The organism is uncultured Campylobacter sp., from assembly GCF_938045405.1.
GTDB lineage: Bacteria > Campylobacterota > Campylobacteria > Campylobacterales > Campylobacteraceae > Campylobacter_B.
On the sequence record NZ_CALIMW010000075.1, the window covers coordinates 1 to 6,942 of the forward strand.

Genomic DNA, 6,942 nt, shown 5'->3' on the forward strand with positions numbered 1-6,942 from the left:
CACCGCCGCCTGATCGCCGCTAAATTTAGCATAAAGCTCGCGCCCTGCTGCAAAATTTTAAAATTTACTCCACTGCTTTAAATTTGGCCGCTGTAAAATTTTAAATTTCGTCCTTGCCGCGCCGTAGTTCGTTTAATGCGGGCAAATCTTTAGCGCCTCTTTCAGCCGCCCTAGCCCGTCTTTTAACAGCGCCCTAGAGGTCGCGATATTTAGGCGCAAAAATTTCTCGCCGCCCTTGCCGTATTGCGCGCCGCAGGAGAGATACAGCCCCGTTTTTTCGCGGATGAAGCGCGCAAGCTCCGCGCTATCCTGCGTGTAAGCGCCCGCATCAAGCCACATCAGATAGGTCGCGTCTTGCGGCACGACGCGCACCTGTGGAAGCTCGCGGGCGATAAATTCCGCCGCGAATTTGCGATTTTCGCTGAGGTATTCGCGTAGCGCGTCCAGCCACGGCGCACCCTTCGTAAATGCGGCGATCGCTCCTTGGACGCCAAAAAAATTCGGCTCGGCGATGTCGTCGGAATTTAGCGCCTTTGAAATTTTATGACGCAAGCGCTTATCTGCGGCAAAGACCGCCGCGCTTTGCAGCCCTGCGATGTTAAACGCCTTCGTGGGCGCGATTATGCTAGCCGAAATTCTCTCGCAGCTCTTGCTTGCCGCAGCAAATGGCGTGTAACGCACGCCCGGCTCGGTCAGATCGCAATGCACCTCATCGCTAAGCACCGTCACGCCGTGCTTCTCGCACAGCTCGCCAATGCGGGCAAGATCGTCTCTGCTAAAGGTGCGGCCGACCGGATTGTGCGGGTTGCAAAGGATAAAAAGCGTCGTCTGCGGATCGGCGAGCTTAGCCTCCAAATCTTCCCAATCGATGCTATAATCGCCGTTAGCGTAGGCAAGCTCGTTTTCTATCGGCACGCGGGCGGCGTTTTTGATGCAGTAGTAAAAGCAGTTATAAACGGGGCTCATCAGTAGCACATTTTCGGCGGGCGAGGTGAGCTTGCGGATGATCGAATCGATCGCAGGCAGCGTGCCGCCGGCATAGATCAGCCACTCCTTTTGGATTTCATAATCGTGGCGCGCGAGCCACCAGCCTTGATACGCGCTGCGCCACTCATCATCGATAATCGAATAGCCCAAAACCCGCTCATTTAGCCGCTTTTGCAGAGCCTCGATGATCTCGGGCGCTACGGCAAAGTCCATATCCGCGACCCACATCGGAAGCTCATTCTCGCCTACGTCCCATTTAAGCGACTTCGTGCCGCGGCGGTTTGGCAGAGTGTCGAAGTCGTATTTCTCCTTGCCACTTATAAAATCAAAAAGTCCCATCTTACGCCCTTAATTCAGTAATGATTTCAGTTTTAGACGCGTCCGTTGCGCCATCTAGGATCAGCTCGCCGATGCTTGCCGCGCGGATTAGCCCGCTGCTCGGATTTTTGACGCTATCGATTGCGCCTTTTATCTCGGCATGCACATCGCTGTATTCAAACGCCAGCGTCGTATTTATCAGCTCGCAGTCTTGCAAGCGCAGGTTTTGCATATAGCAAAAGCCCTGCAGGCTCTCGATCTTGCAATTTTTAAGCGTTACGTTTTTGGAATTCCACCCAAAGTACTCGCCCGCGATGAAGCAGTCCTCGATGAGGATATTTTCGCAGTTCCAAAACGCGTCCTTGGAGAGGAGCTTGGAGTTTTTGATCGTTACGTTTCTGCAGCCGTCAAAGCAGTAATCTCCGAAGAGCGATAGATTTTCGATGCTTAAGCCTTCGCAATCAAGCCCGAAATACGCGCCCTTTGCGGTGACGTTTTTTAGCGTGACGTCGCTGCAGTGCCACAAGGTCTCCTGCGCGTCGTGGAATTCTACGTTTTGCAGCGCGGCGTCTTTTACGCGGCGAAGCCCTTTAGGCGCGCCGTAGAGGCAGTTTTTTAGCACTACGCCGCGGCTATACCAGATCCCTGCGCGCGCGATCTCGTCGAAGAAGCAGTCCTGCGCGCGGATATTTTCGGCATACCAAAACGGATATTTCCACTCAAATTTACAGTTTTGCGCGACGATATTTGCGCTGTGTTTTAGCGGCGACTCGCCCTCGCCGAAGACGGAATTTTCGATCCGTAGATCCTTCGCGCCGAACAACGCGCGTTCGCCGCTAAAGTGCTTTTGCCTCAATGTCTGCATGACTTTCCTTAGATTTTAAAATTTACTTCAGATTATACAAGGAATTTCAAAATTCCGCGTAGATTGAGCAGATAAAATGCGAGCGAATTTTAAAAATTTTAAAATTTCGAGGCAGGAAAATTAGGCGAGCGGACAGATACAGGGCGCGTGCGACGAATGCGCGAAAATCACCGCACGCTTATAATGACGCGTTTGCAAGCGCCCATGAAGTGCGCCCAGGTCGCTACGACGAGCCGCGCAAGCACTCTATCCGCTCGCGACGGGCGTCGCTCGAAAGATACATAAAATTTATCGCAAGCGGCGCTTTAAAATTTATAAAATTTTCTCCGAGCAGCATGTAAATTTTAGCAGACGTCTCAAAGAAGCGTAAATTTTACCCCGCGCATAAACGGGATGCGTCTAATGCTCGTGATGATGCAAGTGCGTGTCTTCGCCGCGGTCTCGATCTGTAGCGCGCTTTCGCAGATCAAAATACACAAAAAGCCCGCTAGGCTCGCCATCCTCGTAAATTTCAAGTTTGTAGCGCATTACGGCGTGCGTGCATACTGCAACGTCAAGCGTCGCTTCATAGCCGTCTGCACTGCGCTTTAGCGGGAATTCCGCATTGCCCATATTCATACTCACGCCCGAAATTTTAACGCTCGGATTTTTCAGCTCACGCGAAATTCCGCTTATTTTTAGCTCGTTTGCTCCCGCTTCGATCGGATGGCGTGCCACGCTAAAGAGCGCCTTCTGCCCGCCCGCGTTAGTCTCGCAATCCTGTGCGGCTAGATTGCAACCCAGACGCGTCCTTATGTCCTTAAATAATGCATCGCTCTCATCCGCGCTAAATCCTAAAGTGGCGGCGAAAATCAAGCTAAAACGTAGAGCCTTTATCATTATGATCCTTTGTAAATGAAATTTGTGCGCAATTTTAGCAGAAAATTCCGCGCCTATTAAAAATATTTATTAAAATTTTAGCTAAAATAACGATATCTTTTACGAAAGGATGAAAAATGGCTGAGTTTTTAATTAAAGATGCTAAGGACGGCTGCAAATTCGATCTACTTTATGACGGGCACGTACTGTGCACCTCCGAGGTTTACACGAGCAAGGCCGCTTGCAAAAACGGCATCGAAAGCGTCGCAAAAAACGCCGCGCTAAATAAGATCGAGGATCAAATCGCGGGCGGCGAAAAGCTAAACAATCCGAAATTTGAGCTTTACACCGATAAAGCAGGTAAGGTTCGCTTCCGCCTAACGGCCAGCAACGGACAGATCATCGCCATTAGCAAGGATTTTGAGGCCAAGGCGGACGCTCTAAAAGTAATAGAGCTTATCGTAAAACAGGCTCCGAAAGCCAAGATCAAGGAGGCGTAAATAATGGACATAAACGGACTTGTAAATATGGTCTCTGCGCTCAAAAGCGACGATAAAAATTTAAGAGAATTTCAAAGCGGTCCGGTTGCGTTTATCGAGAAATTTTTAGGCGTAGATCTGCCAGACGATCAGATAAATGCGATAATTGCGGGCATCAGCTCAAATTTTTTAAGCAAAAACGAAAGCGGCGGATCTAGCTCGCTAGGCTCGATGCTGGGCGGACTTTTGGGCGGCGGCGAGGACGTACAAGCAAATGCCGTCGATAGCAAAGGCGTAGATTTTAGCGCGCTGATCGGCAAAATCGCAAGCGCCAAGCTTGACCTCAACGGCGACGGCAAAATCGATATCAACGACGCAAGTAGCTTTTTGGGCGATCTTTTAGGAGGCGGCGCAAACGGCGAAGGCAAGGGGCTAAATTTAGGCAGCCTGCTAAAAACGTTTAAAATTTAAACGAGGCTAAATTTCAAACGCAGGCCGGATTTTGCGCGACGATGTTTAAATTTGCGCGCGCTATTTTAATCCGCGCCTGCGCCGCTACGGCGCTCGCATGAAGGGTTAAATTTACGCCGCATTGCACGTAAAAACCTCGCACTTAATTAAGGCGAACTCAAATTTAAAGCAAAAGTTATTTAAAATTTAAGCCCGTTTCGCCTTTGCAGCGTTTTGTTTATGGCACCTTGACGGAGCGCCCCGCTCGATCCTCTTTAAACCCTCGCTTCAAGATGAAACAATCTCAAATGCCGCTTAAATTTTATCTTTGTCCTTCAAGCGTCCGCTTTAAATTTAGTCGCTCTTTGGCTCGGTTTCATTTCGCTACCCATTCAAATTCCCGCGCAGCGCGTCAAAGCATATAGTCAAATTTTATCAAAATTTTAAAAACGGCTATAAATTAAGCGCGAAAGAGTTCGCCCAAATAGGATATATTTTATTTCTATTTACTGTTTAGGTAGTATAATCGTTTTTGTCCGACAAGATAAAACCTCCTTTTTGTATGAAGCCCGAGTTTAAAAGCTCGGGCTTTTTTTATGCCCGAAATTCTGCTATAATCCCGCCAAAAACTGTAAGGAAATTTTATGCTTTCACATATCGACGAAAACAATATGCCGCGCATGGTAGATGTCGGCGCCAAGGACAAGAGCGAGCGCGTAGCCACCGCTAGCGGCATCATACGAATGAGCGCGGAGGCGTTTGCCGCCGTTAAGCAAAACACGGCCAAAAAAGGCCCCGTGCTTCAAACTGCCGTCGTTGCCGCGATAATGGGCGCTAAAAAGACGAGCGAGCTAATACCAATGACTCATCCGCTTACGATTACTTCGATTAAAACCGATATTGAGGAGCTTGCGAGCGAGTGCGCATTTAAGCTTTTCGTAACTGTAAAAATCACGGGCAAAACGGGCGTCGAGATGGAAGCGCTAACGGGCGTGAGCGTGGGGTTACTGACGATTTATGATATGCTAAAAGCGATAGATAAATCGATGCAGATTACCGACATCGTGCTGCAACGCAAAGAAGGAGGCAAAAGTGGCGTGTATACTAGGAGCTGAAAAGCCAAAAATCGACTATCCGCTCTTTTGGGAATATAAAATTATCCTGGACGCAAGCACCCAAAAGCGCGAGCAGATCGATGAAATTTTAAAGGGCGAAAATTACAAAATAGACTTTTCGCGCTTTTCAAACGGCGGCAAATATATGAGCTTCAACGTAAGCGTTTTCGTTAAAGACGACTTGCATCGAAACGAAATTTTCGAGCGCTTAAAGGCTCATTTTAAATACATACTGTAGGAGAGGATATGAAGGAAAAACTGATAGAAAAATTCGGCGCCGATCTCGCGCAAATTTCACAAGCCGAGCTAGCCTCATATGTGCAAGAGCTCGCCTTGCAAGAAGCCACGAAGGCTTTGTGTGAGCTTGACGACGAGAGTAAAAGCGCCAAAAGCACGCAATTAATCCTAGACTTCGCAGCCGAGTTAAAAAACGCGGGCGCGCTTAGCGATGAGACGGCAGAAGCCCTACTTAACGGCGTTAAAAAGGCGCTGTGTGACGAGGACGAGCAGGCTCTTTACAAGCTCATCTACGACTACGACGATCTGCGCAAAAAGATCGCTTGTAAACAAAAGGCGATTAAAACCCTTGTTTTGCGCAGCTACGACGATCTGGATACCGCGCTGCAAAACGCAAGCGAAGCGGAGCTAAAAGAACGCATAGGCTCGGCGCTACAGCGAGCGATCGCGAGCAAACTTCCGCTTGCGGACGTACTTAAAGAAGCAAGCGAACTGGCCTTTATAAGCGTGCTAGAAAGCGGCACCGACATCGAGGATACCGCGCACGAGACGGCGAAAAACATCGCATTTTCGGCTATAGGCGACGGAGAATTTACGAAATTCCGCACAAAAGAAATTTCAAAAATCATCATAAATCGCGCGATTTTCGTCGCAAACGAGAGCAAAAATACAGCCTCTGCGCTGATTAGAGGCGCGATTTTAGGCTGCTACGACGGCATAAACAAAGCCGCCGAAAGATACCGCGACGAGCTAAGTTTCTCGCCAGCAAGCGACGCACAGAGCTTAGAGAACGAAAGGCTTCAAATTTCGCAGATGAGCGAGCTATTTAGCGCGGTTTTAAGCGATGCGGTCGCAAGCTCGGAGGAGCCCGCTAAAAGCGAAATCGCCAAGATCGCCGATGAAGAATTCGGCGGCTACCTGGCTAAATTTAGAAAAATTTCAAGCGATCTTGCCGAGCAGCTAAGCGCCAAAATCGGCGAAATCGAGCTTGGCGAGCGCGCGAAAAAGGCGAGCGCCAAGGCGCGCGAAATCACTCAAGAGCTGAGCCAAAAAAGCGCCAAAATCATCGAAAACCTCGATCTGGAAGAGAAACTGGACGCAATCAAAAAAGAGCTTAGCGAATTTGAAAAGAAAATGAGCCAAAAATTTGCCGAGCTAAAAAGCTCCGACGTCGCTAAAAACGTAAGCGAAAGGGCGCGCGAGATGAGCGCTAAGGCTTACGAGGCCGCAAAAGAGACGATCGCCAAGCTAAAGTCCAAAAAGGACTAAATGGGCGCTGCAGAGGTAAAATCCCTAGCGGTAAACACTCGGCGCTCACTGCTTTGCGCTGCAAAATTTACTAGCATGCCTTAAAGCTCGCGTGCCCTAAAAGAAAGGAGCTTTCGTTAGAGTTTGCGAGGCCTGCGCAGAATTCTTTATGCGCTTTAACGGCGCTGTAAAATTCCATGCCGATAAAGAATTTTACGAATTTTGCATAACTAAATTTAGATGCGCGCTGCAAAATTCCGTGCCGCCAAAAATCCTACGGCGATGCGAGACCCCGGTCCAACCAAATCTTGCCGCAGTGATAAAATTCTAAGTGCAAAATTTTATAGCTGTCAGAGCATATATAAAATTCCAAAAACGGCGCGGA

Annotated in this window: 8 protein-coding genes; 5 read left to right on the forward strand and 3 right to left on the reverse strand. The window is 48.9% G+C overall.

What is annotated here, in order from left to right:
* Positions 1-132: 132 nt before the first annotated feature.
* From Q0140_RS02980 to Q0140_RS02990, 3 genes are all read right to left on the reverse strand, one after another.
* Positions 133-1,326 (reverse strand): MalY/PatB family protein, encoded by a 1,194-nt coding sequence (locus Q0140_RS02980; protein ID WP_297961685.1) that lies wholly within the window; start codon positions 1,324-1,326, stop codon positions 133-135.
* Position 1,327: 1 nt separating this feature from the next.
* Positions 1,328-2,170, reverse strand: a complete 843-nt coding sequence (locus Q0140_RS02985; RefSeq protein WP_297961688.1) for a DUF3737 family protein — start codon at positions 2,168-2,170, stop codon at positions 1,328-1,330.
* Between the two features lie 399 nt (positions 2,171-2,569).
* Positions 2,570-3,049 carry a hypothetical protein gene (locus Q0140_RS02990; RefSeq protein ID WP_297896534.1) on the reverse strand — a complete coding sequence of 160 codons (480 nt, stop codon included), beginning with the start codon at positions 3,047-3,049 and terminating at the stop codon, positions 2,570-2,572.
* Positions 3,050-3,165: 116 nt separating this feature from the next.
* On the opposite strand from Q0140_RS02990, the gene Q0140_RS02995 reads away from it, so the two are divergent.
* From Q0140_RS02995 to Q0140_RS03015, 5 genes are all read left to right on the forward strand, one after another.
* On the forward strand, positions 3,166-3,528 hold the full coding sequence (locus Q0140_RS02995) for a DUF1508 domain-containing protein (RefSeq protein ID WP_297961691.1): 363 nt from the start codon (positions 3,166-3,168) through the stop codon (positions 3,526-3,528).
* Between the two features lie 3 nt (positions 3,529-3,531).
* Positions 3,532-3,978 (forward strand): hypothetical protein, encoded by a 447-nt coding sequence (locus Q0140_RS03000; RefSeq protein WP_297961694.1) that lies wholly within the window; start codon positions 3,532-3,534, stop codon positions 3,976-3,978.
* 623 nt (positions 3,979-4,601) lie between these two features.
* Positions 4,602-5,072 (forward strand): cyclic pyranopterin monophosphate synthase MoaC, encoded by a 471-nt coding sequence (gene moaC, locus Q0140_RS03005; protein ID WP_297961697.1) that lies wholly within the window; start codon positions 4,602-4,604, stop codon positions 5,070-5,072.
* Entirely contained in the window at positions 5,050-5,310 is a 261-nt protein-coding gene (locus Q0140_RS03010; protein ID WP_297961700.1) for a DUF493 domain-containing protein, read from the forward strand. The genes moaC and Q0140_RS03010 overlap by 23 nt, the downstream gene beginning before the upstream one ends.
* A gap of 8 nt (positions 5,311-5,318) precedes the next feature.
* Positions 5,319-6,578, forward strand: a complete 1,260-nt coding sequence (locus Q0140_RS03015; RefSeq protein ID WP_297961703.1) for a hypothetical protein — start codon at positions 5,319-5,321, stop codon at positions 6,576-6,578.
* Positions 6,579-6,942: the final 364 nt, after the last annotated feature.